Below are 26,999 nucleotides of genomic sequence, written 5' to 3' on the forward strand. Positions count from 1 at the left end.
TTAATGAATTTTTGTTCAAAAATATTGAGATATTTATGCTAGATAAATGAAATTACCCTATGAAGCCAAATATCATATTTCTCGTTATTGATTCACTACGTTCTGATAAATTTTATGGGGCAAAAAAAACATCAAAGACTCCAAACATAGACAAATTAATTCAAAATGGTGTATTTTTTCCAAAAACCGTTAGTGGTATACCTTCAACTAAAAGAGCAACAGCTTCAATGCTCACTTCTCTTTATCCATTCAAAACCAGTTCTACAGATGATAATTTTTTCAAATTAGATTCTAAATTAACAACTCACTTACATTCTATGAAAAAAAATGGCTTTCACATTTATGCAACCATTCCCGAAATTTTTTCTACCACCAATATTTTTTCTGATGTTGAAAATAATGATATGTATTACAATACTTTTACTGGTAGATTACAAAATTCTTTGGGGGATGAAATTATTTCATTTCTAGAATCCAAAAAATTTGAAGAGCCTTGGATTTATTATGTTCATTTGTTAGATCTTATTCGCCCAGTTATATCGAATGGAAAATTTGATTCACAAGAATATGGTGTTGATCAATATGAAAGAATAATTTCATGTATTGATGAATGGATAGGAAAAATTCTACAAAAAATTGATCTAGAAAAAACAATTATTGTCATTACTGCTGATCATGCTAACTATTTACCTCATCTAGAAATTGATGGAAAAACTTTCTCCTTTGAGCCCTCAAACACATATAGAACTATTTGGAAATTAGGATTGATCACTCCAAAATCGTTACAACCACTTTGGCTAAAACTTCATAATGCTTACAAAGTTTTTGTAAATAAAAAAATTAAAAATAAAATTGATATTGAGAAATTATCAAGTCATCAAAAAAGAATTTTATTAAATATTATAGGTCACACTAGAGACGTTCATGATGATTCATTACTTATTCCATTTTTAGCTTCAGGATATAATCTACAAAAATTTTACTCTAATTTTTTAACAAGACAAATTGATATTTTTCCTACACTCTTCGAATTTATTGATTTAAAAATATCTACAGACATTGATGGTTGTAGTGTTTATCCGTTAATTCAGGGCAAAAAAATGGATCCATTGTATTGTTATATAGAAAATTTACCTGCAAATGGAAATGATTGGAAAAAAATTGTTGGAATAAAATTTAATGACTATAAATTTATGAAAGAAAAAAGCAGTGATTCACAAATTCAGCTTTATAATTTGAAAAATGATCCTTTTGAAGAACAAAATTTTGCAGCAGATGAACCTGAAATGACATACAAAATGAATGAATATTTAAAAAATATTTTAGAAAATTCTACTTCAGATTCTAATTCTTCTCTTAGTGAACATGAGCGAAAAAAAGTAGAAAATGAATTAAAAAAACTAGGATATATCTGAATTATTTTTTAGAACCATTTTTATTCAATTTATTCAGTTTATTTCTCATGAATAGAAAAAACGTGATCATTTTAATGATTGATGGAGGTAGATTGGACTATGCATTAAACTCCAAAACTTTTAACAGAATCAAAAATTATTCAGCTTTCTTCTCTCATTCTATCACATATGGTCCTCATACTATAGCAGCCATGCATGCAGTTTTTAGTGGAACATATGGAAATAGAACTGGAACAAATAGCTATTGGTCTACTTTTAAATTTAAAAAAAATCAATTTAAAACTTTAACTGAATACCTAAAAGATCAAGAATATTATACACTTGCAGATGTTGTTAATGAATTAGTTATACCTAAACAAGGATTTAATGAATTTTTAATTCATGATGAATTAAAAGATGATTTGACCCTCCGTCATTGTAATTTCCTTGATGATATGAAAGAAAAAACTTCTAGTGGAAAAAATTTCTTTATCTATCTTCAATATAGTAATATTCATACAGGTATTATGAATGAAGTTTTGAAAGTATATGATAATTTTAGTCATGAATATTTTTCAAACAAGAACAAAAACAAAGAACGTTATAGTAGGTTGTTTCATAATGCAGAAAATTATCTAGAAACAATCCTGGATAAAATTCAATCGCTTGAATTTGATAAAAATTCTATAATTTTGATTATGTCAGATCATGGAATAAGCGTGGGTGAAAAAATAGGAGAACGTGCTTATGGTGCATTTTGTTATGATTATACCCTGAGAACATTCGCTTACTTTGTATATCCTGAAATACGTCCAATAGAAATTAAACAACAAATTAGAACTATAGATTTCATGCCTACTATTTTGGACTATCTTGAACTTCCTTTATCTACAAACTTTGAAAAAATTGATGGTGAATCTCTAATTCCGCTAATTGATGGTGATACTATTGAAGAAAAATTTGCCTTTTCAGAAACTGGTAATCCTCTTAAAGAAAAACGACCTCCAGAAAATCCAAACACAAAGTCTATTCGAACATCAAAATGGAAGCTAATTTTTAATGAATACGATAATTCTAAAGAACTCTATGATTTAGAATCTGATCCTTCTGAAAATAATAATTTGTCTGGAACAGGTTTAGAAATAGAAGAAGTACTTTGGAAGAAAATACAACATTATCTTAGTTGACATATTCTTGTCTGGCATTTTCTAGATCTTGTGGTGTATCAATCTCACACCATTTCCCATTTACAACAATTGGGTTTACCGTGATATTATGATCTATTAACTCTTGTATCATATCTGTCAAGTATGCTTTTTGGAAGAATTTTGCATCATGAAAAGGATTGGGATTTACTTTTTCTATTCTGTTGAATTCTTTTACAAATATTTTTGAACCTTTTTTTGAAAATTTCATAATTCCTATAAATTCTCCATTTTGTTGTTGTTTCAAGATTTTTGAAATATTTTTTTTGATTCTCACAATTTTTTCATTTTCTATAATGACATTATCTGCTTCAGATTTTGGATGTTCTGTTCTGTTTTCATATTTTTCTTCCCAATTTAGATCAGTTCCTACTCCTATGTCCACTTTTGAATCAATTATTTCTTCAAGAATTTTTTCATCGTACAAAATATCTGAATAAGTTGTAATTACCTCATCTTTAATCTCATGTCTTGCTGCCATTAGGCTTAAAAGAACATCATGTTTTTCAAATTCCTTATCTTCTACATATTTGACATTATTAAAATCAAATTTTTCTTTGTGTGGCCCGACAATAATCACTATTTCTTCTATATTTTTTCTTCTTAGAAGATCTATCTGTCTTTCAAGAATAGATTTTCCATTAATATCTAACAAACCTTTTGGTAGTTTTTTTGTTTGTGTGCCTAATCTTTTAGATGATCCTGCGGCAATAATTATTGCTTTCATTTTTTTTGTTATAGTGATTTCATTACTCTGTTTCTAATAGTTTTAGGTTCATGTGCAACTCGTTTACTCCTTTCTTTACTAGTTGAAATTTTTACTAAAAGAAAAATTGGGCCTGGCATATTTTTAATCTTTTTCAAAACTGTTAACAATTTGTGTTTTGTTTTTATTGTAAATACTTTATAATTAGCATCTTTTGCTAATTTTTCTAAGTTTATGTTTGACGTATTTGTTGGTTGAGAACCTGTTGATTCATGACTATTGTTGTCAAACACTACGTGAATCAAATTTTTAGGCTTTAGACTGCCAATAGTTACTAGAGAACCCAAATTCATCAAAATATTTCCGTCTCCGTCAAAAACATAAACTCGTTTTTTGGAATTCTTTAATGCAATACCTAATCCTATAGATGATGCAAGTCCCATTGAACCAATCATGTAAAAATTTGATTCTTTATCATTAACTTCAAACAAATCTCTGCTTGCAAATCCATTTGCTGAAACAATTGGGCTTTTTCCAATATTTTTTGCAATTGTTGTTATTGCTTCTTTTCTAATCATGAAACATTCTCCTTATGATTAATGCACATGATTTTTGATCTTTAATTTGTTTTAAAGCCCACTCACAACTTTGTTTCCAATTTTTTTCTGTAAGAATTTTTGATTTTAAATTAATTGCTTTGAGAAGTTTGGGCTGAATTTTTCCAATTTTTAGATGTTCTGGTGCATCATCTGAAAGATATCCTCTCCAACCAATAAGGAAAATTACTGGAATTTCATAAAGTTGAATTAGTGATGTGATTGTGCTTATAGAATTTGCAAAACCTGCATTTTGCAAAAATACTACTGAAGAACTTTTTGAGAGAGCCATACCTGTAGCAATACCCATAGCTTCCTCTTCTCTTGTTGTAATGATGATGTTTTTGTTCTTAATACATTCATCAATGAAAAATTTCAATGTGGAATCTGGAACTCCTAAAAAATTTTCAATTTTCTTTTTCTTTAAAAAATGAAAAATTTCTCTTTGTGATTCTTCTTTCAATTTATGTATCCCAATTTTTTTAAATTTTGTTCAATATCTGTTTCTTGTTTTTTTATTTCATACATTTCTTGAAGATGAAAAATATCTTCCATCGAAGTCATTTTTGTTTCAACTTCGTTAAGACTTTTTGCTTTAGATAATTTGTTTAGATGTTCCGCCATGGCCCAATGAGCAGTTCTCAATGATTGATTTGCATAAATTACCATTCTAACTTTATGTTTTTGAAGTTCATCAATTGTTACATTTGGATATGATGTGGGAATTGCAATTATTGGAATATTTCCATTCCATGAATCACAAAATTCAAAAATTTCATCAGGTGTACTTTTTTTCGAATGAATTAAAATTGCATCTGCTCCTGCTTTTTCATATGCATCTGCCCTTTTTTTAGCTTCATCAACACCTAATCCTGCAATTAGAGCTTCTATTCTTGCAATGATCAAAAAATTTTGATTTGTTTTAGCATTTTTTGCAGCTATTATTTTTGCAACAAAATCTTTTTCTGATAACAATTCTTGTTTGCCATTTTCTAAAAGACTATTTTGTTTAGGAAATATTTTATCTTCGATACTAACAGCAGCAACACCTGCGTTTTCATACTTTTTTACCATGTGACTTACATTGCTAGGTCCTCCAAAACCCGTATCGCAATCTGCAATTATTGGAATCGAACATGCATTGGCCATGTTGGATGCAACTGCAAGAAATTCTGTCATAGTGAGAATGCTGGCATCTGGCAGGGCATGAGTTGCAGATATGGCAAAACTTCCTGCCCAAACCGCATCAAAGTCACTTAATTCAACTAATTTGGCGGACATAGCATCAAATGCCCCTGCAACTTTTAGGATTTTCTTTTCTTTTAACTTTGAGTGTAAAATACTAGCACCATTATTCATTTGAATCAGATATGTAATGCAAATAATTTAATCTATAATAATAGATCTTTCTACTTTCTTTATATGTGGACAATAAAACAACCCTCAAAAATCATTTTTGGTAAGCAGAGCGTTAAAGATTATTCATTTCCTGAAAAATGTCTTGTTATAACCTCTTCTGGAGCAAATTCACGTGGTTGGTTAGAATATGCTGGATTGAGTAATCAAATGATTTTTGATAAAGTAGAATCTAATCCTTCAATTGAAACTACACAAAAAATTATTTCAAAATTCAAAAATTCTGATTTTACTCATGTAATTGGAATTGGAGGCGGTAGCTCTATGGATGTTGCAAAATATTGTGCATTTAAAATGAATAAACTAAAAATTATGATTCCTACTACTTTTGGTAGTGGGAGTGAAGTAACTAGAATCTCTGTACTGAAAGTAAACGGAAAGAAAAAAAGCTTTCATGATGATCAACTTTTTGCAGATATTGCAATAATTGATTCCCATTTTATTGAAAACTCTGATGAAAAAATAACAAAAAATTCTGTTATTGATGCATGTGCTCAATGTACAGAAGCGTATGATAGTAAACTTGCAAATCCTTATACAAAATTTCTATGTAATTATGCATTTGATCTTTTAGAAGAAGGAATACTTAGAAATGATTTTGAGAAAATTGTATTAGGTTCATTAATTGACGGTCTTGGTTTTGGAAATTCTTCTACGACTTTGGGTCATGCTTTATCTTATGTATATTCAAATGAGGGTATTTCACATGGTCATGCGTTAGCCTTTACCACTACTGTAGCTCATGAATTTAACAATTCTAAATTTTATAATCGGTTTAAAAATATTGTAGAAAAACTAACCTTTTCTAAAATAAATTTGAAACAATCCTTGGAGGAAGCTGCAGAAACAATACTTCCTGATGTAAAACATCTTGATAATAATCCAAAATTAATAACAAAAAATGACATTATTTCATTATTAGAAAAAATCAATAATGCTGAGATAAAAAATTAATAGATTTTTTATTTATTTGAAATAACTATTTCCTCAATTGATTCTGTTATTGTATATTTTTCTAAATCTCTACCTGGATTTGTTTTACATGTTCCATTATCAATATCAAATTCCCAACCATGTCCTCCACATGTAAGGGTACAATCATTTACAAAACCTAATTCCAAAGGCCATTTTGCATGTGGACAAATTCCACTAAAAGCAAAATATTTTGTACCATCATAATATACAATAATTTTTGGGCTTTTAGACACTTCTACTAGTTTCCCTTTTTCTAGATTATTTTTTTTAATTCTGATTTCCATTTCTAATGTAATCTTTCATATGTTTTGTAAATTCGTTGGATTCTTTCAGGGTTTGGATCATATAATAAATTAATTAAATGTTCATTCCATTGATCTGGTCTTCTGTCTCCTTGCCATCTACATGACAAAAATAGTGTTTCCCATAATAATTCATTATTTACTGCTTTTTGTACTAGATGAGCAGGAATTTTCATAAAATAATTCCAATCATCAATTTCTCCTTCTCTTGCAAATGATTCAGAATTATTTTCTCTTGTTATGTCAAAATTGAAACTCCCTCCGTTATCTCCTTCTGCAACTAATTGTATTTTCATATCGATATGTTCTCTTGCTTTAGGATTTTCTGAAATAATTTTATCAAAATACTCTATTATTTGATTTGGTAATTTAGAATCAGCTATTCCTTCATTTTTCCATCTTTGTTCTAAATCATCACTTATAGTTTCAGATAATTTTTTTGCAATTTCCATTTTGTTTGTTGATAGAACTGGTTCAAAATTTTGTATGTGTTCTCCATTTGGTAGAATTTCATCACCTGCCGCCATCGTAATTACCTTTGAACCCGTATTACCTGAATTTTCCCAGGCTAATTTTGCTTCATCTGGACAAGCAAACATACTTGTAGAATTCTCATTAAATTGTAGTTGTGATTTATGAGGTAATAATATTCCACCTGCATAAGGAATTGCTACTTTTGGTTGAACTTGATTTACGTAATTTACAAACCCATTAATTTTATTCTTTTTTCTTTTTAATGCAATTTCATTTTTTTTATCTTCTGGATAGTTATATGCAATTGGATACCAATTTGCAGGTGAGTACATAAAAAATCCAATATCTGGTTTTGCTTCATTAACTTTTCTCAACGATTCATAATCCATCTTGCAGTCTGTCTGACAAAAAACTGTACCTTCTTTACTTTTAATTAATAACGCAGAATCTTCAAACATTAAATCTGGATTCTTTATAGATGTGATCTCCACATCATCATTAATTTTTTCTGGTTTCCAAGAATTCAGAACAGTGATATTTGAAAACCCTAAATCTCTAATAGCATTATGAAAACGTTCAGTTGGGAAATTACAAATGTAAATTTGTGTATTTTTATTATATTCGCATAATGATTCGGCTTGAAAATGGTCTTCATGTTCATGTGAAATGTAAATTGCATCTACATCTGTTGGAATATCTTTTTTAGTTGCAGGTTCTTTTCGTAATGGATACCAAGTATTTACATTACATGGACCTACAATCCACGGATCAACAATTATTCTAAAATTTCCAGTTTCAATTAATGTACATGCCTGACCTAAAAATCTTACAAACATGATTTTGCTTAAAAACAAATGAATTTAAAAGTTACATTAATTATTAACTTGAATTATTTTGGTTGATGAATTCCTTAACAATGTCTGTTTTTGTTAAAATTCCCCAAATAATGTTATTGTCATTTAACACTCCTAAACCATCAATTCCTTTATTCCATAACAATGAACAAACCTTTGATAGATCTTCATCCATTGGAACTGAAAGTATTTTTTTTGTGCTCAGTTGTTCTCCAAGAATTTTTCCAGAGTTAAATCTCTCAAACAATAATCTAGTATCTAATTCAGATTCATGCACAGAATCTGTGTTAAAATCTTTGAACCCTAATTTTAGTAAATCTCTTATTGTTATAATTCCTGATGCAATTTCATTTTTTTCTTTTATTATTAATCTGGAAATATTAAAATCAATCATTTTTTTAAAAATTGAGTTTATTGGCTGATCTGAAAATTCCCATAAATAATCATCTGTCATTATTTCAACAGCTGTTTTCTTCCCTTTGAATTCATTCTGAATAGTTTTAACAATGTCTGTTTTTGTAACAATTCCATCAATTTTTTTAATTCCAATTCCTATAGAACCAATGTTTTTTGAAATCATTATTTCTGCACATACTTTAAGATCTTCATCTGGGTTGATACTAATTATTTTTTTAGAAATTTTACTTATTGGAATTTCATCAATTGTTTCAGTTGAATTCTTGAGCATAAACTGACAAATATCTTTTTCACTTACGATTTCTGTAATGTTATTATCTTCTAAAAGTAAAAGTCGACTAATTTTTTCTTTTAAAATATGAGAAATTACTTCAGCAATACTTGTCTTTTTATCCATTGTTATTGGTGAATTCATAACACTTTTCGCTTGAATCATAAAATCCATTTTCTTTTTTCCTATATCAATTATCCAGATATTATCAATATTGAAAGTATTTGTGCCTAAGTTTACAGAAATTTAGTTATGATAAGGTATTGTATCTCGATATTATTTTAAATAGCTAAAATCTGATTATACGTCAAACAATGATGAAAGAAACTATTGAAGAAAAGGTTGACTCTAGATCTAATGGGATTTTAGTTTGCATTCCATCTTATAATGCAGCATCTACAATTAAGGATGCTATTGAAACGTGTAAAAAATTTGCTACAGAAATTATTGTTATTAATGATGGCTCATCTGATGATACAGAAAAAATTGCAAAAAAAACTGGCGTAGATGTAATCACTCACAAAAGAAACCGTGGATATGGTGGAGCAATAAAAACAGGATTAGAAGAAGGGTTAAAGAGAAATGCTAAAGTTACTATTACTTTTGATGCAGATCTACAACATGATGCAAAAGACATTCCAAAAATCATCCAACCAATTTTATCAAATGAGGCTGATATTGTCATTGGTTCAAGATTTTTAAATGATACAGATGATGTAAAACCCTATAGAAAATTTGGAATCAAATTGATTACAAAACTCGTAAATTCATTTTCTAAAAGTGATATCAAAGATGCTGAAAGTGGATTACGAGCATATGGACTAGATTCTTTAAAATTAATTGTTCCTTCTTTAGAGACTGAAGGAATGGGAATGTCTGCAGAAATTCTTCTAAAAGCTTCTATTCAAAAATTAAAGATTGTTGAAATTCCAAGAAAAGAAATGTATCCTGAAGGAATTCAAACTTCTTCAAAAAATCCATTAAAACATGGTTTTGGAGTAATTGTTACCATTTTCAAGTTGATTATAGAACATCGTCCTCTACAAGCTTTTGGAATTCCTGCTATTGTATTTTTTATTGCATCTGGAATAAGTGCATTGTATGTTGTAGATTTTTACAATTATATGGATAGACTTCCTGTTGGCATGACTGTTTTTACTTTATTGTTAGTATCGATAGGATTTTTTTTCAGTTTAGCTGCTGTAATTTTATATGTTTTGTCAAGAGTTTCTTCACGAATATCATTTGGATATAAAAATTAGTGCTAGTTTTAGAGCCTTTTTTTAATAAAATCTATTGGCTTTACAGGTGTTGGATCTATATTATTTAAAATCGCAAGATAAATCGATGCATAATCTAATAGATAAATTAGATGAATCAATTTTGAAAGAATATTGCCTTCAATTGAAAAAATTTCCTTATATTCAATTTTTTTTGAATCAAAAAAATCTTTTAAAATCCTCCATCTTTCTTTGGTTTTTAAATGATCGTCCCTTCCTTCCAGAAAAATTGGTTTAAATTTTGATTTTCTGTCCCATGAGACAATTCCATTATGACACATTTCTAGAACATCTTCTGAAATTGCCTCCATCTTTGTATTTTCTTGTAGTGAATTTTTAAATCTAGTTGATGCTGCTTGAAAACCACTTGGAAAATAAATTATTGGAATGTCATTAATCCAATAAGCTAAATCTAAAGATGGGTTGTCTTTTGAAAGATTATTGGATGAAATTTTTTGCGATAATTTTTCCAATTCTTTTATTGATTCATAAATCTCATTTTTTTCAATTGGTAAGTAAGGTTGTAAAATTTTTAAAATTGAATACAAATAAGCTACAAAAGATGTTCTTGGAGAATGATATTTTTCAATTTTTCTAAATTTCAAATTATTTTCTAAACAGTATTTTTCAATCATTCCTCCTGAAGAGAAAGCAACTACATTCGCGTGAATTGTATGTGCTTGCTTGAGAACTGATAATGTTTCATGAGTGTTTCCCGAGATACTAATTACAACAACTAATGTGTTTTTATTCACAGTTTTAGGTAATTCGTATCCTTTCACAATTGATGTGTGGATATTTGTTTTTGATAGAATTGAAGAAAAAAAATCTCCTAATGCTCCAGAACCACCCATTCCTGCAAATACAATATGATCAATTTCAGGAAATTGAATTGGCTCGAAATCAATATCATATGATTTTTTTGCTATTTCCGGCCATTTATCATATATTTTATGCATTCCATTAATATCGACTTTTTCTATATCGTTATAATTTATCATTTCCAATTTTATTAAATATAGGATAAACATTAATGTTGAGAATAAATATTCTGATGAATAATTAACATATTATAGTGATATGTTGATAAATTTTGTATGAAAATTTTTGTAACTGGAGGTACTGGATTTATTGGAAGATATATCGTAAAATCCCTTTTAGAAAACAATGATGTAACTGTATATGAAAATTTTTCAAACAGCAGTAAAGAAAATTTAAGTTTCTTTTCATCAAAAATTCCTACTATTGTAGAAGGTGATCTTTCAGATTTTGAATTACTGAAAAAAAGTTTGCATGGGTTTGATTTAGTAATTCATTTAGCAGCAAAAATTGATATTTCTGAATCACTAAAACGCCCTGAAATTTCTAATAAAGTAAATGTGCTTGGAACAATAAATCTTCTAAAAGCATGTGTAGAAACAAATACGAAAAATTTCATAGGTGCTTCATCTGCAGCAATTTATGGAGATCCAAAACAAATTCCAGTTACAGAAGAAACTGTTCCTAACCCTGTTTCACCATATGGTGCTGATAAATTATCAATGGAATCCTACATTCGTGCTTTTGCTAACGCTTTTGATATGAATTCTATTTCTCTACGTTTTTTTAATGTCTATGGAAAAGGACAATCAAATGAATATGCAGGTGTGATTACAAAATTTATTGAAAAATTAGACAATAATGAATCGTTAATAATTTTTGGTGATGGAAAAAATACTAGAGATTATATCTACATTGATGATTTAGTTCAAGGTGTTTTAGATGCAATTTCTCATTTAAGTGGTAAAAAAGGAGAAGTTTACAACCTTGCAAGTGGAGTATCTACTTCGGTTACTGAATTAGCTAAAACAATGATGGAAATTTCAAAAAAAGACGTTAAAATTATTTATGATCCTCCTAGAAGAGGGGATTTATTGTTTAGTGAGGTATTGATTTCAAAAGCAAAAAATGAACTTGGATTTTCACCAAAATTTAATCTTAAATCTGGTTTAGATAAAATGCTTGAAAATAGATGAACTCAAATATGGTAACTAAAAAATAGTTTTGTAAAATTGTCTTTTAGAACTGTAGAATGGAAAGATAATAAAGTAATAATGATTGACCAGACTAAATTACCAAATGAACTCATTTTTGTAGAATATGATGACTTTAATCAAGTTGCAAATGCTATCAAAACTCTGATTGTAAGAGGTGCCCCTGCAATAGGTGTGTCTGGTGCATTTGGGTTAGCATTGGCTGTTTTACAAAGTAAGGCAACTACAAAAGATGAACTTATTTCTGATCTTGAAGAAGCAAGAAAAATTCTTTTTGCTACTAGACCTACTGCAGTAAATCTAGGTTGGGGATTAGAAAAAATAATGAATGTTGCAAAAACAGGTAATTCAATTGAACAAATAAAGGAATTAGTAATTTCTACTGCCAAAAAAATGGCAGATGAAGATATTGAAATAAACAAAGCAATGGGAAAGAATGGTTCTACGCTTTTTGATGATAATGATACTATAATGACTCATTGTAATGCTGGAGCATTAGCTACAGTTGCATATGGAACAGCACTTGGTGTTATTCGAGCCACAAGAGAAAGTGGAAAAAATGTCAAAGTAATAGCGACTGAAACTAGACCAATTCAACAAGGTTCAAGATTAACTGCATTTGAATTAAAACATGATGGTTTTGATGTTAGTTTAGTTCCTGATACTGCTGTCGGATATTCTATGGCAAATGGTTTGGTAAACAAAGTTGTAGTTGGTGCAGATAGAATTGTAAAAACAGGCCATGTTTTTAACAAAATTGGAACTTATCAAGTTGCTACCATGGCAAAACAACATGGAATTCCATTTTATGTTGCAGCACCATTATCCACAATTGATTTGGAAACAAAGGCTGAAGATGTAATCATTGAGATGCGTAAAGGTAGTGAAGTTACTGGAATTGGTGATAAAAAAACTGCCCCTGATGATATTGGAGTGATTAACCCTGCTTTTGATATGACTCCTCCAGAACTAATTTCTGGAATAATTACTGAAAAAGGCGTGGCTACAGCACCATATGAAGAATCTATTCCAAAATTATTTGCAGCTAATTAATAGAAAGTTTTTATTGTTTTTCAAATTGCTCTTAACAATATGAGTACAATTTCTCCACAAGCAATTGAAGATTCATTAAAACAATGCATGGATCCTGAAGTCCCTCTAAACATTGTTGAGATGGGCTTAATCTATGGAATTGATGTGGCAGAAAATAATGATGTTAATATCAAAATGACAATGACTACTCAAGGTTGTCCTCTTCATGAAACTCTAGTTTCTGATGCAACAAGATTTGTCAAAAAAGTACCTGGAGTAAATAATGTCAATATTGACATTGTATGGGATCCTCCATGGTCAATGGATAAAATGTCTGAAGAGGCAAAAATCAAAATCAAAAACATGGGTGCTGGAATGAATACTCCTGCCCCAATTAACTATGAAACAGCATTGCCTCAAGGAGTTGGAAAATTAGTTCAACAAGAAGATGGTTCTATGGTATTGGCAAATGAACATGATCAAGGATTTATGGTAAATCAAGCAATAGTTGATTTTTGGAAATCCTGTAATGGACAACGTAAAGTTACAGATTTGGTTGAAGTTTTTGCTCAACAAACAGGATTACAAAGAAATCAAGTTGAAAAAGAAGTCATGCAGTTATTACAACAATTACGTGATGGTGGATTAATTGCAATTGCAGGTCAACCTGACGCACCAAATGTTGAGTTTAAAAAATAATTTTAGAAAATATAGTTTGAATTTGCACCATCAAAGTTTATTGTAACGCCTGAAAGATATTTTATTTTATTTTGAATAATTGACTTTACAAAATTTCCAATCTCTTCAGGCTCTCCCAGTCTCTTCATAGGCAGAGATTTTTTGTATTCTTCTACATTTTCTATTAATTCTCGAGTTCTATCTGTGTTGATTGGTCCTGGAGCAATATTGATGCAACTGATTTGATTTTCAGCATATTCCTTGCTTAATACTTTGAATACTTCTGCAAACGCTGCACGATAAGCTGATGAGATTATTAATTTTGAATTTGGTTCTTTGATGACATTTGAACTAATAAGGAAAATATATCCTCCATCATTAATTTTGATATTTTGTAAAATTGTAACAAATCCCAAGAATAATTGATTGTGATATAATTTCCAATCCTCCTCTGTGACTGTTGCAAATGGTTTTGGAGCAGGCCCACCTGTATTTAGAATCAAAATATCTGTTTGATTGTGATTTTTGATAAATCCTTTAACACTGTCTAAATTTGAAGTATCAATGTCATTTCTTGATGCCGCAAAAACATCAATTTCTAATGATTTTAGTGATTCAGATATTGCTTTTCCTATTCCTCTGGAACCACCTAAAACAATTGCACTAGTCATAATATTTTGAAATATTCTTTGATAATTAAATTTCTTTAATCTCAGTTATTGTTCCTTGAACTGAATCCATCTGGATTATTGCCTTTTTTTCATCCCAACCTAATGCCACATACCAATCTCCAGCATCATCATGATATTTTGTTTCTAGAGTTTCAATTGTATCTGGTACAATATTGTACTTTTTTGCAATACCTGATACTGCAAGTGCTATAGCATCTTTCTCTTTTTCTAGTCTTCTTTTCATTAATCCAATTCCAGGAGTCATAAAATTCTTAGATTGTTTTATCTAATATAGTTAATTCTAAAAATTAGCCACAAAGTTAATTTTTCCAACTTGATATTTTTACAAGATTTCAAATACTCCTTTTCTCAAGTGCGAATAAATGCGATTAATTCAACGAATTTCAAATTCCACTTTTGTAAAATCTGATAATCTCATACATCTCATATGTGTTCTATCTGTAATTGGTCCTGTCATTACAGTTTCAGCAGGTTTTTGGGATGCAATATCTCATCTTCAAAAAGAACCTGAATTTTTCTGGAGTCCATCTCACATGATTGTATACTCTGGAGTTTCAATGACTGCAGTAGCTGCAATACTTGGCGGCATTTTGATAATTAGAAAATCAATTCATCATTCTCTAAAAATAGGAATTAAACTAGTTATGATTGGCTCTGTTATTCAAATAATTTCAGGTTTTGGAGATTCTTTATCTCATGAAATATTTGGAATTGATGGATTAATTTCTTGGTCTCATCAACCTCTAGAGTTAGGATTAGTTATAGGCTCCCTAGGTGGATTATTAATTTTAAAAAATAGAGAACACACTAAACTCAAATTATTATTGCCTTTCTCAATTGTTACATTTTTGTTCTTTACAATATGGTTAGGATTTAATCTAGTTCTAATTTTTGGACACACAATACAATGTATTCCGGTCTATGAGATCTTCTCATCAGGTTGTGCCATTTTGTAATTTTTAATTTTAAGATATGCCATCACTATCATAGCAATAGAACCAACTAGAATCATTATTCCTGACGGAATCATTTCTTTTGAATTGGTGTTTCCAAATTCTACTTCTAAATTCACTTGATTTTTTGCCAAGTTTGTTACTTTGACAGTGTATGTGCCATCCTCACTAAAATCAAAGTAACCTACTGACATTTTTGTTTGAATGATTTGTTCTTGAATTACATTACCCTTTACATCTAGAATCTGAACAAATATCTCTTGTCCTGAAAATTCTGGCATGTATACTTTGTAAAATCCAATATCTGTACCTGTAAATTGCAGTTTTATTTCAAATGAACTTGATTGTTTTAGAATTGTTTGTTCTTGAATTTTTTCAGTATCTACAAAAATTATTGATATCCAAATTACTCCCACAATCACCAACACCAATCCAATTTTAAATAGTGATATTTTCACTTCGTTTCTGTGGAAAATTATTTGGTTAATAAGATAATCTAAAGGGCTCGGAGGGCTTCGATCCCTCGACCTGGCGGTTCGAAGCCGCCCGCACTATCCAGGCTGTGCAACGAGTCCAAACAAGTAAGAATTTAACGGGCCTAAATATCTGTCTAGATACTTTGAAGGTATCAAAAAAAGTAGCAGGTGTAGAGTATGCAATTAGAGATATTGTTCTTGCTGCAAGAAAAGTACAACAAAAAGGAATGAATGTAGATTATCTCAATATTGGTGATCCTGTTCAATTTGGTTTTCAACCACCTGATAATGTTAAACAAGCTTTGATTAATGCAATTAACAATGGTGAGAATTACTATTCTACTTCTGAAGGACTATTGGAGTTAAGACAAGAGATTGCAAAAAAAGAAAATGCTAAAGGATTGTCAATTTCTGCTGATGAGATTCTAGTTACAAACGGTGTCTCTGAAGGACTAGATATGGTAATCTCATCAATTGTAGAAGAAGGAGATGAAGTATTACTCCCAGGCCCATATTACCCTCCTTATGCATCATATGTCCGATTACATGGTGGGGTCCCTGTAGAGTTTGCAGTTGATTTGGATAATTCTACTCCTGATATTGATGATATAAAATCAAAAATCACTTCAAAAACTATTGCTATCTGTTTGATCAGTCCAAACAATCCTACTGGTGTTGTATTTAATGAAAAATCACTTCGAGAACTAGTTGATATTGCAAATCAACACAATCTCTACATAATTTGTGATGAAATTTATGATCAAATTATTTTTGATGAAAAATTTGTTGGAATCGGTAAAGTTGCAGGCGATTCACCAGTTATTGTTCTTAATGGTTTTTCCAAGGTCCACCTGATGTCTGGTTGGAGAATTGGATATATTGCATTTAACAACTCTCCAAAACTTGATGCACTAAGAGAAAATCTCCCTAAATTAGCCCGAGTGAGAATTGCAACTAGTCTACCAGTTCAATATGCTGCCTTGGAATCTTTACGTGGTTCTCAGGACTACATCTCTAATTTTGTCTCTGAAATTAAAAAACGCAGAGACTTGGTTGTAAAACGATTAAATGAAATACCGGGACTTTCTTGCCCAAATCCAAAAGGTGCATTCTATGCATTTCCGAAAATTGAATCTAATAAATTTGGAACAGACAAGGAATTTGTTACAAAACTCTTGGAATCAAAAGGTGTGTTAACTGTACATGGTTCTGGTTTTGGAGAACAATATGGTAGTGGTCATTTCAGACTAGTATATCTTCCCAGTCTTGAAATTTTAGATTCTGCAATGAACAAGATTGAAGAATTTGTTACTCAATAACTCCACACAGAAATTTTTTCAGGAATAATTTCTATAATACAATCAGTATCATCAAGTAATTCTTTTGCTGATTTGTTATCTAATGTTTTAAAATATCGTAAAAGAATCTTTTTTGCAACAGTTTTCACTTTCTTTTCTTCTAGGATTAGATTTGATTCTCCTTGTCCCATAACACCATAGATATTTGGTGCATTGACGCCTGTATCTACACAAAAAGAAACTCTATTGTTTTTCTTTACATTTTTTGCCTTTTGAGTTTTGGTGTTTGTACCGATATAGAATTTTTTTCCACTATACATATACCAAACAGGAACAATATGTGGAGTTTTATTACTCCCAATAGTTGCTAAACGCAAAATCTTTTGTGTTTTTAGAAATTCATCTTTTTTGCTCATGTTTTCTAAATCCTAATGCTATCATAAAAACACCAAATGCCAACATTGCCATAGAGACTTTTTCATTAGTGATTTCTCCATTGAACAAAAACTCTTCAACAAATTCTATTCCCCATATTAGCAATTGTCTGATTAAGACAATTCCTGCCATGACAGAAAACAAAACCCCTATGGCAGTATACCAATTTCTACCTCGCCTATAATACTCGTGGCTCATGATAAAATAACAGACTTAGATAATTTTGATTCCAGGATTTTTTATCTTGTTTTGAATCATCGCATTAAGTAGCAATGGAGTTGACATTTCTGCCAAATATGATAATTCTATTGGTCCTAGGTAAATTGATCTTAATCCCTTTATCTCATCAATTAGTGTATTAACAACACCTACTGCTTCTTTATCATCTCCACAAACAAAAATGTCATAATCTAATTCTAGAGTTGGATTGACAAGTTTCTTTTCAGAGATTACATGAAAAGCCGATACTAATTTTGATTTATTCTTCATATGGTTTGATACAAGTTTGTATGAGAATGGTTTGTTATCTTTAATTGAAACACACTCAAATCCTACATCTGTCTTAATCATTGGAACAATTGGTGATACTACAACACAGTTGTCACTAACTTCTGATAATATTCCTGAACAAACTGAATCAATGTTCTCATATGGAATTGATAAAATCAACACGTCACTTTCTTTTGCAACTGAAACATTATCATTCCCAGAAATACTCCCTTTGATTTCTCCAAATGCTTCTTTTGCCATGTTTGTGTACTCTGTAGCTGATTCTGATGCTCTTCCAGCATCCCTAGAACCAATAATTACATCATGATTTTGAGACCATCTTAATGCAAAACCTTTACCCATTCCGCCAGTTCCGCCAATAATTCCTACTTTCATGAATTAACTACAGACAATGTTATTATTATCTCTATTTGAATTTCGATTAGATTGGGCCAAATAATTTTCCTAAGACATGGTCAGGCAAAAAATAACACTGAACGAATACTAGCTGGTAGAACTGAAGGTGTACCTTTAACTGATGTTGGCAAACAGCAAGCACAACATACTGCTGAACTACTTGAACACATGAACATATCTGCAATTTACTCTAGCCCTGTCCAAAGAGCAAAACATACTGCAGAAATTGTAGGAAAACACAACTCTCTTGATGTTACAATTGATGATAGATTAATTGAACTTGATATGGGAAAATTCACTGGAATGGCATACGATGAAATTTTCAATGATCATGGAAATGTCTTTATGAAATTTTATCAAGGTGATCTTGAAATTGCTCACAATGGTGTTGAAACTTTTGATGAAGTCAAAAAAAGAGTTTTAGGAATTGTTGATCACGTCATTGAAAATCATCCTGATGAAAATGTAGTCCTTGTAACTCACATGGACCCTATCAAGGCGATGTTATCCACAATAGTAGACTTGTCTCCTACTAACCTCTTTGAATTAATTATAGCAAATGCTTCATTGAATCTCTTTAGAGAAAACAAACGAAAGTTCTCTCTTTCTGGACTTAATGTAATGCATCCAACTCGTTTCGATCAAGGTTGGTAGCTAATAATCTTGAAAACCCTTAAATAGAAATCAAAGGTCACGACAGTCATTCACTATGAAGGGAATAGTCGGGGTATTCTTAGTATTGGCAGTTATGGTAATAGTTCCTGCTGTAGAGTACGCATTTGCTGCAGGTGATGAACCTGGTGAATATCTTGATCGTAGAGTGGTTATTTGGAATTTATTCTTTAGAATGATGACTATTGCATTTGTTGTAGGTGCAGTTGTATCTGGTACTATGATTTGGCAAGTTTGGAGATTCAGAGAATCTCATCCAAAAGCAAAACCAACACAATATGAGGGGACTGACTGGTAAAAATGGGCGGACACTCTAATTGGCCTGAATGGATTTACGTTGGTGTAGTAGTTGCTATCATGTGTTGGGTAGGTGCTGAAGCATGGGAAGCAGAAAGATTAGTTGAACATGTTCCAGAAGGAGCTGAAATTATCAAAGTAACCGGACAGCAATGGTTCTGGACTTTTGAACATGAAGATGGTACTAAAGAAATTGGTGAATTACATGTTGAAAAAGGCAAAGCCTACAAATTTGAAATCCATTCAACTGATGTAAATCACTCTTTTAACATTCATGATTATGTTGTTTTGATGGATGCAATTCCGGGTAGAGTCAATACTGTTTGGTTTGCACCTACTGATGTTGGAGAACATGATATTCAATGTAGAGAATACTGTGGATTAATTCACTATAACATGCGTGGAACATTAATTGTGGAGGAACCTCACTCTTGATAACGCTTTTATCAGAATCACTGGAGGGAATTAACTAATGGTTCTGGAATTACAAAAACCACGTCCAATTTGGCAAATAATGTTCTCAACACATCACACTGATGTTGGTTTACTTTATCTTATCATGTCTCTAGGATTCTTATTCTTAGGTGGTGCATTAGCACTTGCAATTAGAGCTGAATTGTTCTTGCCAGGAGCACAAATTATTGGTGATGCAATGACCTTTAACAGAATCTTTACAGTTCACGGAACTACTTTGATCTTCTTATTCATCATACCATTTGCATCTGCTGTTGGTAACTACTTTGTTCCAATTATGGTCAGATACAAAGACATGGCTTATCCAAAACTTAATGCAATTGCATTCTGGATGATTCCTCCTTCTGGAGCTCTTATCTGGTTAGGCTTTGCAGATTTTACTTGGTATGCAACACCTCCATATTCTATTATCAGCGCCCCAGGTCCAGCTGCTGACATGTGGATATTTGGTCTAAAGATTTTAGGTGTATCTTCTGTTCTTGGTGCAATCAACTTTGTTGTAACAATTCTCAAATGTAAACATCCTGACATGTCAATTGGCCAAGTCCCATTATTGGCTTGGTCATTCTTGTCATCATCATTAATCATCCTTGTTGCAATTCCAACATTTGCAGCAGCATTATTGATGCTCTTAACTGACAGACTTGGTGTAACTGGATTTTTTAATCCTGCAATGGGAGGAGATCCAATTGCATATGCACACTTGTTCTGGTTTACATTCCATCCTGAAGTGTATGTTCTTGTCATTCCAGCTATTGGTATGATGTATGAAATTATTCCAAGATTCTCAAGAAAACCAATTTACAGTTTCAATTCTGGTATCTTTGCATTTGTACTATTATCTATTGTCGGTTTCTCATCATGGGCTCACCACATGTATGCAACTGGAATGTCCTTTACAGAAAAGACGGTATTCATGGTAGGAACTCTTGCAGCAGTTCCAGCATCTGCAATGCATGTCTATAACTTTATTGCAACAATGTGGAATGGTAGAATCAAGTTTGCAACCCCAATGATGTGGGCTGTTGGTGGAATTGCATTATTCTTCTCAGCAGGAGCAGGTGGTGTTGCAAATGCAGCTATGCCGTTAGACTTTACAACTCATGATACTTACTGGGTCGTTGGACACTTCCATCTCTTTGTGATGGGAACCATTGCATTTGGTTCAATTGGTTATCTTTACTACATGTATCCATACGTTACAGGAAGAATGTACAATGAAACAATGGGTAAGATTCACTTTATTTTATCATTCATAGGAACCATTCTGGTATTCTTCACTCAACACGTACTTGGATTGTACGGAATGCCAAGAAGAATCTTTGACTATCCACCAATCCCCGAATGGATTGCAATGAACCAAATTGCATCAGTTGGTGCAATGATTATCGGTGTCAGTATGGTAATCTTCTTAGTTAACATGATTTACAGCGCTGGAAAAGGAGAGCCTGCAAACACAGAGGATCCATTTGGTGTTGGAGGCAAATACTATTATCCATTTGAGGCAAAGAATCCATCACATTAGGAGATTATGAAATGAGTCACGATACACAAACAGTTTACAGAACCACTCCAGCAAGAACTGGAAAAATGATGGCAATTATGTTAGGAATTTGTATTGTAGGTGGAGCAATCTTCTTTTCGCTTTGGGATTATTGGATTTCAGAACCCGCCCCAGTTGTTGCAATGATGGCAGGCGGTGATGATCATGCCGCACCAGCAACTCAAACTGGAAAGACAATCACACAAGATCTTTCATTTCTTGAATCAGCTGACTTTAGGTCTTTGACGTTTAATGCATTAATTGATGAACCTGGAGTCAACCCAACAATCGAAATGAGTGTTGGTGATAAAGTAATCTTTAACGTAGTCAATGATGGAAAATCATTCCACTCTTTTGGTGTTACTAAAGACGCTGAAGGATTTGGTGGAATTATTCCTGGTAGTGAAGTTGCATCTGCATCTAATCCTCTAAAAGCAGGTGAAGGTGGAACTTCAGAATTTGTCGCAGGTGAAGAAGGAACTTACTATTACATTTGTACAGTTCCTGGTCACAGAGAACAAGGAATGGTTGGTGAAATCATTGTAGGTCCAGCACAAGGTGGTAGTTCTGGTGTTGCAGCAGCCCCAACAGGAGTATCTCATGACTTTACTTTGGACTTTGTAGAATCTGATGATTTTAGAACATTAGCATTTAATGCATTACCTGGAGAAGATGGTAATAACCCTGAAATTCGTGTAAACTCTGGTGATGAAATTACTATTACTTCTGCAAATAATGGTAAATCCTTCCATGCATTTGGTGTAGTTGCAAATCCTGAAGACTTTAACAATATTCTTTGGGACTCTGAAATTGCAGCAGCATCTAATCCTCTAAAACCTGGTGAAAGTGGAAGTACTACATTTACTGCTGGTGCACCTGGTAGTTACTATTACATCTGTACTGTTCCTGGACATGCATTACAAGGCATGGTAGGCAATTTCATAGTAGAATAATTTTGGCAATACAGTATCTTGCATTAGCAACAATGATTGTGTTGTATTCACTTATGTTCTTAGGTGGGTATATTTCAGCAGCCGGGTTGGGATTAACATGTCCTGAATGGCCATTATGTCCAAATGGTATAATGCCATCTGAAGAATATCTTATTGAATGGATTCATAGATTAGCAGCTGCTACTACTGGTACTTTGGTTATTGCAACTATGGTTGCAAGCTTTCTTAACAAACGAGCTGACACCAAAATCAAAATTACAAGTACCCTTGCAACGATATTTGTTATTACACAAATTACACTTGGTGCTTTAGTAATTGATACAAAACTTCATGCGGTTTTAGTTGCAATTCACTTGGGAATTGGAATATTGTTATTCTCCATGGTGTTACTAACTACCTTATTTGCATTTAGAATTTCAAGAAAATCTTTAGAGACTAAGGCCTAGATTTTTTGAAAATTTTTGGTATATAGATATACAAAAACACCCCTGTCATTGATAATGCCCCTATAGTAATTGCTATGATGAAAATTTGTCCAAATGGGCTCTGAGTACCCATGTTAAACTTGAAGGAGAGTGGTTCGGGATTTTCTGGAGCATCATACAAGTATATTTCTACAATATGATTTCCTGAATTTCTCCAAACATAATCAAAATCCCAGTGAGATCCTTCTATTACAGTAGGTGGAATAGTATCTACTTGCTTGTCGTTATAAAATATCTTCATCCCCATTGTAAACCCATCAACATCTTCATAGTCAAATCCTTCAGTAACTTTAATCAAAAATTGAGATGGCTCGTCCATTTGTGGAAATTCAGGAGCTGTTGCAACTTGGACTCTGTATCCTCCATTATGCTGCTCAGCAGAATTGAACATGGAATGGGCAAACGCATCACCAAGTCCTGGAATTGAGAAAAGGATCAAAAAAGATAAAATCAAAACTGATCGCTTTTTTGTCATATGGAAAAATATTGGAATTGGATGAATATATTGTAACCAGATTCTCTTCGGAAATCTTCAAAACCTTTAAATCCTTATTGGCAAGACATTGAATCGTTGACCCTCGTAACAAAATCAATCGATATTAAAACACCTGTTGAGAATGTCTTTACTTACTTTGCAAGACCAGAACATGTTTCTGATCAAATCAAAACTGATGCAGTAGGTATGACCGTCGTTCCTATGGATATCAAGGAAGGCATGGGTGTAGGTACAACCTTTAGAATTATCGGTGACTTTAGCGGTAAACGTTTAGAGTGGGATTGTGAGACAACCGAATTTGTTAGAAATGAGAAAATCACTGCAAAACAAATTGAAGGTCCATTCAAAAAATGGCAAATCACTAATGAATTCAAATCATTAGGAAATAACCTCACAAGAGTTACAATGTCAGTAGATTATGACATGCCATTTGGTCCATTAGGAGCCATTATGGATAAAGCAAAATTTGCAAAATCTGCTGAGAGAGGAATGGAAACTGCCCTTTACAACGTTAGAGGTTTGTTAGAAGGAAATGGTTCAATTCCAGTATACATCACACTAGAAGCATACCAAAAACTTCTTGCCGAAAAGAAAAAGATGAATGATGTTCCAGTTTCAACTGCACTAACTGCAATCATTGAAAAATACAATGAAATTGAAGCTAAAGCATAAAACATAATTTTCCTTTATTTTACAATCTTAAGATTAATAACAACTCTAGGCTTAGTATTTCTGGTGGGTCTATGGCGCAGCCAGGTAGCGCGCAGGACTCTTAATCCTGCTGTCGTGGGTTCGAATCCCTCTAGACCCGCTTTTCAATTCTAAATTAAAATTATTTTTCTAATTTGATTTCAGAATATTTTTGTGCCAAATCAACAAGCTGGTCTATTCCCAATGGTTTTGTAATAACTTTGATTAGTCCTTTTTTAATTGCATCTTGATTCTTTTTTTCATATTCTGCCATTCCAGTAACTATTACAACATTTGCATTATTGTCTAATTTTTTAATTTGATTAAAAGCCTCATATCCATCCAATACTGGCATGTCTCCATCCATTATCACAAGAGATGGTTGTATCTCTTTGAATTTTTCTACCCCTTCTTGCCCATTTTCTGCAGTGTGTACCTCAAATTTATTCAACTCCAAAATCTCTTTGTAAATCATTAGAAGATCATTGTCGTCTTCAACAACTAAAACAACCTTCCTCATAATTGTTATTATGTTCATAGCTTCTTATAAAGTATTTATCAATTTCAAATTTTTTCATCACTTAGTATGTTGATATGTTCATATATGTTTGAATATAATATAATATCATACTGATGTGATTTGAGTACAAATAGCTCTCTCTCAAAAAAAGATTTTATAGACACAAAGTCTATTTTGACAGTATTAATTCTGGTGTTAGTTTCTATTACTTTGATATATCAAATAAGACCGTTTGCTGATGATGATCAGTTTGCTTGGATTTCTGCTCCTGCATATCTTGGTTCAGTTGCAGTTTTAACTGGTTTTGCTTTAATGCTTACAATAAAATTATACAAACAAAAACATTATCAATCAAATGCATTTTTTCTATTTTCTATAGGTTCAGTGTCTTGGTTTATTGCTGAATTAATTTGGATAATGTATGACCATTTTTGGGATGGTAGTCCGTTCCCATCTGAAGCTGACATTTTTTACATTGCAGCATATCCATTAATGACGGCATTTCTGTTTATTTCCTTAAAGCCTGTTCTTAAAAATGTCAGTAGAAATGTTTGGTTATTTGCAATTGGGTTATCTATTTCATTTTTGTTTCCGTCTGTAACCGCAGCATATGATGACATGTTGGGAGAAGATGCATTCCCTACATTGATTGCTCTTGCATATCCTATACTGGGTTCAATCCAAGTTATTCCTGCAATTGTTGGAATTATGTATCTCGCAAAGAAAGGTGCAAACTTTTCTTGGATGTTAATTTTATTTGGATTTATAATATATGGAATAGCAGATACATTTTTCCTATTTGCAGAACTTGATGGAACATATTTTGATGGACATCCTGTTGATCTGTTTTGGTTGTATACTTACGTTCTACTAATTTTTGCATTTTATATTCGCTATAAGATTTCACAGATGCCAACCTCTGAACAACAAGCTATGTTCTTTTCAGAAAAAGTACAATTTGAAACAATTAGTAAATTTGGAATTCCATTAACATTATCTATAATTACTATGGTAGTTGGAATTTCTATTGTTCATTCTATTTTCATAGAAACTGATGAACAAATTACTTTTCAAAATATTATGCTTGGTGTTGTTGCTATGTTGGCTGTTTTTGCAGCAATTGTGTTAACTTTGAACAAAAATCTTACAAAACTTGTTCAGATGCGTACTGAGGAACTTCAGGAACAAAAAACCAATCTAGAAAATCTTGTTGAGGAAAAAACACATGAATTACTAAAACAAGAACGTCTATCTGCAATTGGTGAACTGTCTGGACGTCTTGCACATGATCTTAGAAACCCATTATCTGTAATGAAAATGTCTGTTGATTTGTTAAATCAACAACCCCTAGATAAAAAAATCTCTGATCCTGATATCCTAAAACGAATTGATTTAATTGATAAAAGTATCACTAGAATTTCTCACCAAGTAGACGATGTCCTGGGATATGTTAGGAACTCTCCTCTAAAATTATCAAATATTTCAGTTCATGAACTTCTAAAAACCTCTATAGAAAAAATTAATGTACCATCCAATGTTGAAATTAACATATCTGATAAAGATGCAATCATCAACTGTGATCCTGTAAAAATTGATGCAGTTTTTATTAATCTCATAATAAATTCAATTCAAGCAATGCCTGATAGTGGTGGAAAAATTACCATAAATGTAAGCGAAAAGAAAGACAATGTCATATTGGAATTCTCTGACTCTGGTGATGGAATTCCCGAATCTGTTATAAACAAAATCTTTGAACCTCTTTTTACCACTAAACAAAAAGGTACTGGTTTAGGTTTAGCAAGTTGTAAAAACATTGTTGAACAACATAAAGGAATTATCTCTGTTAAGAATAATCCAACTACATTTACTATAGAGATGCCAAAACTCCTCCCTCAAGAAGCAAAAATTGAAACTTCCTAACTAGAGCTTTTTTAATAAAACAAATCGTTTTTTCTCAGGTTCGATATCTTCGTGCATGTCTACATCACTTACAATTCTTACCTTGTAATCCATCCAACGTTTAACCATATTTCGAGATGTCTGATTTTCATCAATTTTTTCTTCTATGTTATTATATGTCTCACAATTCATAACATACTTTCCTGACACTCTGTGCATTTCTGAAATACCTTTTTCTAACGTATCGTCATCTAAGTAATTCAATAACCCATGAGTAAAAACAAAATCTATTGATGAATCCTCAAATGGTAAATCTGTAATACTTCCTTTTTTGAAATTAGCTATTGAAAATTTTTCTTTTGCAATACCTAGTGCATATTCATTAAGATCAACCCCATGAATTTGAAAGGTGTCTGGAAATAACCTTAAATCAATTCCTGTCCCACACCCAATTTCTAAAACACTTGAACATCGTAATGATATTGCAAGATCTTTTGTAAATTTTGCAAATTCTTCATTATATCTTGACTCATTTTCATCTGCGTATTTTTTCCAAAATTCTTCATTATAATTCATG

34 protein-coding genes and 2 tRNA genes are annotated in these 26,999 nt (G+C 31.6%); 18 read left to right on the forward strand and 18 right to left on the reverse strand.

What is annotated here, in order from left to right; all coding sequences use genetic code 11:
* The first annotated feature begins 59 nt into the window (after positions 1 to 59).
* Both ACX12B_RS00525 and ACX12B_RS00530 read left to right on the forward strand, forming a co-directional pair.
* Positions 60 to 1,415, forward strand: a complete 1,356-nt coding sequence (locus ACX12B_RS00525; RefSeq protein WP_459352135.1) for a sulfatase family protein — start codon at positions 60 to 62, stop codon at positions 1,413 to 1,415.
* A 47-nt stretch (positions 1,416 to 1,462) separates the two neighbouring features.
* The gene (locus tag ACX12B_RS00530) at positions 1,463 to 2,581 is read left to right on the forward strand and encodes a sulfatase family protein (protein ID WP_459352136.1); all 1,119 of its coding nucleotides are present in this window, start codon (positions 1,463 to 1,465) and stop codon (positions 2,579 to 2,581) included.
* Here the strand turns inward: ACX12B_RS00530 and ACX12B_RS00535 are convergent.
* From ACX12B_RS00535 to ACX12B_RS00550, 4 genes are read right to left on the reverse strand one after another with little or no spacing between them, the layout of a single operon-like run.
* Positions 2,574 to 3,326, reverse strand: a complete 753-nt coding sequence (locus ACX12B_RS00535; RefSeq protein WP_459352137.1) for a phosphocholine cytidylyltransferase family protein — start codon at positions 3,324 to 3,326, stop codon at positions 2,574 to 2,576. The two genes, ACX12B_RS00530 and ACX12B_RS00535, sit on opposite strands and share 8 nt — an antisense overlap.
* Before the next feature lie 8 nt (positions 3,327 to 3,334).
* Positions 3,335 to 3,883 carry a thiamine pyrophosphate-dependent enzyme gene (locus tag ACX12B_RS00540; protein WP_459352138.1) on the reverse strand — a complete coding sequence of 183 codons (549 nt, stop codon included), beginning with the start codon at positions 3,881 to 3,883 and terminating at the stop codon, positions 3,335 to 3,337.
* Positions 3,876 to 4,364 carry a thiamine pyrophosphate-binding protein gene (locus tag ACX12B_RS00545; protein WP_459352139.1) on the reverse strand — a complete coding sequence of 163 codons (489 nt, stop codon included), beginning with the start codon at positions 4,362 to 4,364 and terminating at the stop codon, positions 3,876 to 3,878. Before ACX12B_RS00545 ends, ACX12B_RS00540 begins: the two co-directional genes overlap by 8 nt.
* Positions 4,361 to 5,260, reverse strand: coding sequence for an isocitrate lyase/phosphoenolpyruvate mutase family protein (locus ACX12B_RS00550; protein ID WP_459352140.1), 900 nt, complete (start codon positions 5,258 to 5,260; stop codon positions 4,361 to 4,363). The genes ACX12B_RS00545 and ACX12B_RS00550 overlap by 4 nt, the downstream gene beginning before the upstream one ends.
* 63 nt (positions 5,261 to 5,323) lie before the next feature.
* On the opposite strand from ACX12B_RS00550, the gene ACX12B_RS00555 reads away from it, so the two are divergent.
* Positions 5,324 to 6,271, forward strand: a complete 948-nt coding sequence (locus ACX12B_RS00555; protein ID WP_459352141.1) for an iron-containing alcohol dehydrogenase — start codon at positions 5,324 to 5,326, stop codon at positions 6,269 to 6,271.
* Between the two features lie 8 nt (positions 6,272 to 6,279).
* Here the strand turns inward: ACX12B_RS00555 and ACX12B_RS00560 are convergent, their stop codons facing one another.
* The 3 genes from ACX12B_RS00560 to ACX12B_RS00570 are packed head-to-tail and all read right to left on the reverse strand — an operon-like array spanning position 6,280 to position 8,775.
* Complete coding sequence (locus ACX12B_RS00560; protein ID WP_459352142.1) at positions 6,280 to 6,576, reverse strand: Rieske (2Fe-2S) protein; 297 nt, start codon at positions 6,574 to 6,576, stop codon at positions 6,280 to 6,282.
* 2 nt (positions 6,577 to 6,578) lie between these two features.
* A complete protein-coding gene (locus tag ACX12B_RS00565) occupies positions 6,579 to 7,904 on the reverse strand; it encodes an MBL fold metallo-hydrolase (protein ID WP_459352143.1) in 1,326 nt (441 codons plus the stop codon).
* Between the two features lie 43 nt (positions 7,905 to 7,947).
* The gene (locus ACX12B_RS00570) at positions 7,948 to 8,775 is read right to left on the reverse strand and encodes a CBS domain-containing protein (RefSeq protein WP_459352144.1); all 828 of its coding nucleotides are present in this window, start codon (positions 8,773 to 8,775) and stop codon (positions 7,948 to 7,950) included.
* 152 nt (positions 8,776 to 8,927) lie between these two features.
* Here ACX12B_RS00570 and ACX12B_RS00575 point away from each other — a divergent pair, with 152 nt between their 5' ends.
* Positions 8,928 to 9,872, forward strand: coding sequence for a glycosyltransferase family 2 protein (locus ACX12B_RS00575; RefSeq protein WP_459352145.1), 945 nt, complete (start codon positions 8,928 to 8,930; stop codon positions 9,870 to 9,872).
* 8 nt (positions 9,873 to 9,880) lie between these two features.
* Here the strand turns inward: ACX12B_RS00575 and ACX12B_RS00580 are convergent, their stop codons facing one another.
* Positions 9,881 to 10,891 carry an SIS domain-containing protein gene (locus ACX12B_RS00580; RefSeq protein ID WP_459352259.1) on the reverse strand — a complete coding sequence of 337 codons (1,011 nt, stop codon included), beginning with the start codon at positions 10,889 to 10,891 and terminating at the stop codon, positions 9,881 to 9,883.
* A 96-nt stretch (positions 10,892 to 10,987) separates the two neighbouring features.
* On the opposite strand from ACX12B_RS00580, the gene ACX12B_RS00585 reads away from it, so the two are divergent.
* From ACX12B_RS00585 to ACX12B_RS00595, 3 genes are read left to right on the forward strand one after another with little or no spacing between them, the layout of a single operon-like run.
* Positions 10,988 to 11,905, forward strand: a complete 918-nt coding sequence (locus ACX12B_RS00585; RefSeq protein WP_459352146.1) for an NAD-dependent epimerase/dehydratase family protein — start codon at positions 10,988 to 10,990, stop codon at positions 11,903 to 11,905.
* Between the two features lie 36 nt (positions 11,906 to 11,941).
* Positions 11,942 to 12,976, forward strand: a complete 1,035-nt coding sequence (gene mtnA / locus ACX12B_RS00590; protein WP_459352147.1) for an S-methyl-5-thioribose-1-phosphate isomerase — start codon at positions 11,942 to 11,944, stop codon at positions 12,974 to 12,976.
* 39 nt (positions 12,977 to 13,015) lie between these two features.
* A complete protein-coding gene (locus ACX12B_RS00595; RefSeq protein WP_459352148.1) occupies positions 13,016 to 13,654 on the forward strand; it encodes a PqqD family peptide modification chaperone in 639 nt (212 codons plus the stop codon).
* A 2-nt stretch (positions 13,655 to 13,656) separates the two neighbouring features.
* Here the strand turns inward: ACX12B_RS00595 and ACX12B_RS00600 are convergent, their stop codons facing one another.
* Positions 13,657 to 14,304: an SDR family NAD(P)-dependent oxidoreductase gene (locus tag ACX12B_RS00600; protein ID WP_459352149.1), complete on the reverse strand. Its 648-nt coding sequence runs from the start codon at positions 14,302 to 14,304 to the stop codon at positions 13,657 to 13,659.
* Positions 14,305 to 14,329: 25 nt separating this feature from the next.
* Complete coding sequence (locus ACX12B_RS00605; protein ID WP_459352150.1) at positions 14,330 to 14,569, reverse strand: hypothetical protein; 240 nt, start codon at positions 14,567 to 14,569, stop codon at positions 14,330 to 14,332.
* Positions 14,570 to 14,687: 118 nt separating this feature from the next.
* Here ACX12B_RS00605 and ACX12B_RS00610 point away from each other — a divergent pair, with 118 nt between their 5' ends.
* Positions 14,688 to 15,281 (forward strand): hypothetical protein, encoded by a 594-nt coding sequence (locus ACX12B_RS00610; protein WP_459352151.1) that lies wholly within the window; start codon positions 14,688 to 14,690, stop codon positions 15,279 to 15,281.
* On the opposite strand, the gene ACX12B_RS00615 is transcribed toward ACX12B_RS00610, so the two are convergent.
* Both ACX12B_RS00615 and ACX12B_RS00620 read right to left on the reverse strand, forming a co-directional pair.
* Positions 15,245 to 15,694 (reverse strand): hypothetical protein, encoded by a 450-nt coding sequence (locus ACX12B_RS00615; protein ID WP_459352152.1) that lies wholly within the window; start codon positions 15,692 to 15,694, stop codon positions 15,245 to 15,247. The genes ACX12B_RS00610 and ACX12B_RS00615 overlap by 37 nt on opposite strands.
* An 84-nt stretch (positions 15,695 to 15,778) precedes the next feature.
* A tRNA-Arg gene (locus ACX12B_RS00620) sits at positions 15,779 to 15,853 on the reverse strand.
* Between the two features lie 44 nt (positions 15,854 to 15,897).
* Between ACX12B_RS00620 and ACX12B_RS00625 the strand changes: the two genes are divergently transcribed.
* Positions 15,898 to 17,073: an aminotransferase class I/II-fold pyridoxal phosphate-dependent enzyme gene (locus tag ACX12B_RS00625; protein WP_459352153.1), complete on the forward strand. Its 1,176-nt coding sequence runs from the start codon at positions 15,898 to 15,900 to the stop codon at positions 17,071 to 17,073.
* Here the strand turns inward: ACX12B_RS00625 and ACX12B_RS00630 are convergent.
* The 3 genes from ACX12B_RS00630 to npdG are packed head-to-tail and all read right to left on the reverse strand — an operon-like array spanning position 17,067 to position 18,372.
* Positions 17,067 to 17,468, reverse strand: coding sequence for a pyridoxamine 5'-phosphate oxidase family protein (locus ACX12B_RS00630; RefSeq protein WP_459352154.1), 402 nt, complete (start codon positions 17,466 to 17,468; stop codon positions 17,067 to 17,069). The two genes, ACX12B_RS00625 and ACX12B_RS00630, sit on opposite strands and share 7 nt — an antisense overlap.
* Complete coding sequence (locus ACX12B_RS00635) at positions 17,452 to 17,685, reverse strand: hypothetical protein (RefSeq protein WP_459352155.1); 234 nt, start codon at positions 17,683 to 17,685, stop codon at positions 17,452 to 17,454. Before ACX12B_RS00635 ends, ACX12B_RS00630 begins: the two co-directional genes overlap by 17 nt.
* 15 nt (positions 17,686 to 17,700) lie before the next feature.
* On the reverse strand, positions 17,701 to 18,372 hold the full coding sequence (npdG, locus tag ACX12B_RS00640; RefSeq protein WP_459352156.1) for an NADPH-dependent F420 reductase: 672 nt from the start codon (positions 18,370 to 18,372) through the stop codon (positions 17,701 to 17,703).
* A gap of 51 nt (positions 18,373 to 18,423) precedes the next feature.
* Here npdG and ACX12B_RS00645 point away from each other — a divergent pair, with 51 nt between their 5' ends.
* The 6 genes from ACX12B_RS00645 to ACX12B_RS00670 are packed head-to-tail and all read left to right on the forward strand — an operon-like array spanning position 18,424 to position 22,778.
* The gene (locus tag ACX12B_RS00645) at positions 18,424 to 19,047 is read left to right on the forward strand and encodes a histidine phosphatase family protein (protein ID WP_459352157.1); all 624 of its coding nucleotides are present in this window, start codon (positions 18,424 to 18,426) and stop codon (positions 19,045 to 19,047) included.
* 55 nt (positions 19,048 to 19,102) lie between these two features.
* On the forward strand, positions 19,103 to 19,363 hold the full coding sequence (locus ACX12B_RS00650; RefSeq protein WP_459352158.1) for a heme transporter CcmC: 261 nt from the start codon (positions 19,103 to 19,105) through the stop codon (positions 19,361 to 19,363).
* Between the two features lie 2 nt (positions 19,364 to 19,365).
* The gene (locus tag ACX12B_RS00655; protein ID WP_428324927.1) at positions 19,366 to 19,797 is read left to right on the forward strand and encodes a cupredoxin domain-containing protein; all 432 of its coding nucleotides are present in this window, start codon (positions 19,366 to 19,368) and stop codon (positions 19,795 to 19,797) included.
* 37 nt (positions 19,798 to 19,834) lie between these two features.
* Entirely contained in the window at positions 19,835 to 21,361 is a 1,527-nt protein-coding gene (locus tag ACX12B_RS00660) for a cytochrome c oxidase subunit I (protein ID WP_459352159.1), read from the forward strand.
* Positions 21,362 to 21,372: 11 nt separating this feature from the next.
* Positions 21,373 to 22,332, forward strand: a complete 960-nt coding sequence (locus ACX12B_RS00665; RefSeq protein ID WP_459352160.1) for a plastocyanin/azurin family copper-binding protein — start codon at positions 21,373 to 21,375, stop codon at positions 22,330 to 22,332.
* 2 nt (positions 22,333 to 22,334) lie between these two features.
* On the forward strand, positions 22,335 to 22,778 hold the full coding sequence (locus ACX12B_RS00670; RefSeq protein ID WP_459352161.1) for a COX15/CtaA family protein: 444 nt from the start codon (positions 22,335 to 22,337) through the stop codon (positions 22,776 to 22,778).
* Here the strand turns inward: ACX12B_RS00670 and ACX12B_RS00675 are convergent.
* Positions 22,768 to 23,292, reverse strand: a complete 525-nt coding sequence (locus ACX12B_RS00675) for a hypothetical protein (protein ID WP_459352162.1) — start codon at positions 23,290 to 23,292, stop codon at positions 22,768 to 22,770. The two genes, ACX12B_RS00670 and ACX12B_RS00675, sit on opposite strands and share 11 nt — an antisense overlap.
* 96 nt (positions 23,293 to 23,388) lie before the next feature.
* On the opposite strand from ACX12B_RS00675, the gene ACX12B_RS00680 reads away from it, so the two are divergent.
* On the forward strand, positions 23,389 to 23,985 hold the full coding sequence (locus tag ACX12B_RS00680) for an SRPBCC family protein (protein ID WP_459352163.1): 597 nt from the start codon (positions 23,389 to 23,391) through the stop codon (positions 23,983 to 23,985).
* A gap of 65 nt (positions 23,986 to 24,050) precedes the next feature.
* A tRNA-Lys gene (locus ACX12B_RS00685) sits at positions 24,051 to 24,124 on the forward strand.
* Positions 24,125 to 24,145: 21 nt separating this feature from the next.
* On the opposite strand, the gene ACX12B_RS00690 is transcribed toward ACX12B_RS00685, so the two are convergent.
* Positions 24,146 to 24,541: a response regulator gene (locus tag ACX12B_RS00690; protein WP_459352164.1), complete on the reverse strand. Its 396-nt coding sequence runs from the start codon at positions 24,539 to 24,541 to the stop codon at positions 24,146 to 24,148.
* A 102-nt stretch (positions 24,542 to 24,643) separates the two neighbouring features.
* On the opposite strand from ACX12B_RS00690, the gene ACX12B_RS00695 reads away from it, so the two are divergent.
* Positions 24,644 to 26,443 (forward strand): sensor histidine kinase, encoded by a 1,800-nt coding sequence (locus ACX12B_RS00695; protein WP_459352165.1) that lies wholly within the window; start codon positions 24,644 to 24,646, stop codon positions 26,441 to 26,443.
* On the opposite strand, the gene ACX12B_RS00700 is transcribed toward ACX12B_RS00695, so the two are convergent.
* Positions 26,444 to 26,998 carry a class I SAM-dependent methyltransferase gene (locus ACX12B_RS00700; protein WP_459352166.1) on the reverse strand — a complete coding sequence of 185 codons (555 nt, stop codon included), beginning with the start codon at positions 26,996 to 26,998 and terminating at the stop codon, positions 26,444 to 26,446.
* Between the last annotated feature and the right edge of the window lies 1 nt (position 26,999).

This window comes from Nitrosopumilus sp. S6, from assembly GCF_054515815.1.